This window comes from Bacillus timonensis (genome assembly GCF_004799755.1).
GTDB lineage: Bacteria > Bacillota > Bacilli > Bacillales > Bacillaceae_L > Ferdinandcohnia > Ferdinandcohnia timonensis_A.
The window spans coordinates 1-1,416 of record NZ_SLUB01000127.1 but is presented as its reverse complement, the minus strand read 5'-3'; the positions used below and the strand labels follow the sequence as shown (position 1 = coordinate 1,416).

Here is a 1,416-nt window from a genome sequence, read left to right as displayed (position 1 = left end):
GAGGTTAAGCCAATCCCATAAAACCATTCTCAGTTCGGATTGCAGGCTGCAACTCGCCTGCATGAAGCCGGAATCGCTAGTAATCGCGGATCAGCATGCCGCGGTGAATACGTTCCCGGGCCTTGTACACACCGCCCGTCACACCACGAGAGTTTGTAACACCCGAAGTCGGTGGGGTAACCGTAAGGAGCCAGCCGCCTAAGGTGGGACAGATGATTGGGGTGAAGTCGTAACAAGGTAGCCGTATCGGAAGGTGCGGCTGGATCACCTCCTTTCTAAGGAAACTGAAGTTCTACGAACTTCATAAAAAGACGTTATGTATTATGTTTAGTTTTGAGAGAACTGATTGTTCTTGAATTGAATATTTGAATGGGCCTATAGCTCAGCTGGTTAGAGCGCACGCCTGATAAGCGTGAGGTCGATGGTTCGAGTCCATTTAGGCCCACCATTCAATTAAATATCTTACGGGGCCTTAGCTCAGCTGGGAGAGCGCCTGCTTTGCACGCAGGAGGTCAGCGGTTCGATCCCGCTAGGCTCCACCAATTTTACTGATTACATCTTAATTGACTGAAATCAGTTATTTTGTTCCTTGAAAACTAGATAACGTAACAAAACATTCATTGAAGTAGTAAAAGTTCTTTAAAACTTAAAGGTGAATGAGAAGCGAGAAGGTCGAGGAACCAATTGAGGAATCACCGGAGCGTACTTTAACGTACGTGAGGATGATGACGACAAGCGGTGACGAAGAGATTCGACGCTTATCAAAGCCGAATAGGTTAAGTTATGAAGGGCGCACGGTGGATGCCTTGGCACTAGGAGCCGATGAAGGACGGTACTAACACCGATATGCTTCGGGGAGCTGTAAGTAAGCATTGATCCGAAGATTTCCGAATGGGGAAACCCACTGCTCGTAATGGGGCAGTATCCTTACCTGAATACATAGGGTAAGCGAAGGTAGACCCGGGGAACTGAAACATCTTAGTACCCGGAGGAAGAGAAAGCAAACGCGATTTCCTGAGTAGCGGCGAGCGAAACGGAAGATAGCCCAAACCAAGAGGCTTGCCTCTTGGGGTTGTAGGACACTCTATACGGAGTTACAAAAGAGCGAAGTAGACGAAGTGACCTGGAAAGGTCCGTCAGAGAAGGTAACAACCCTGTAGTTGAAACTTCGTTCTCTCTTGAGTGGATCCTGAGTACGGCGGGACACGAGAAATCCCGTCGGAAGCTGGGAGGACCATCTCCCAAGGCTAAATACTCCCTAGTGACCGATAGTGAACCAGTACCGTGAGGGAAAGGTGAAAAGCACCCCGGGAGGGGAGTGAAAGAGAACCTGAAACCGTGTGCCTACAAGTAGTCAAAGCACATTTATGTGTGATGGCGTGCCTTTTGTAGAATGAACCGGCGAGTTACGATCCC

2 tRNA genes and 2 rRNA genes are annotated in these 1,416 nt (G+C 48.8%); all 4 read left to right on the top strand.

The features are described 5' to 3' along the window. A 16S ribosomal RNA gene (locus E1I69_RS24090) occupies positions 1–275 on the top strand; the annotation flags it as partial. Between the two features lie 96 nt (positions 276–371). Then, positions 372–448 (top strand) — tRNA-Ile (locus E1I69_RS24085). Between the two features lie 18 nt (positions 449–466). After that, positions 467–542 (top strand) — tRNA-Ala (locus tag E1I69_RS24080). A 232-nt stretch (positions 543–774) separates the two neighbouring features. Continuing rightward, positions 775–1,416 (top strand): 23S ribosomal RNA (locus tag E1I69_RS24075); the annotation flags it as partial.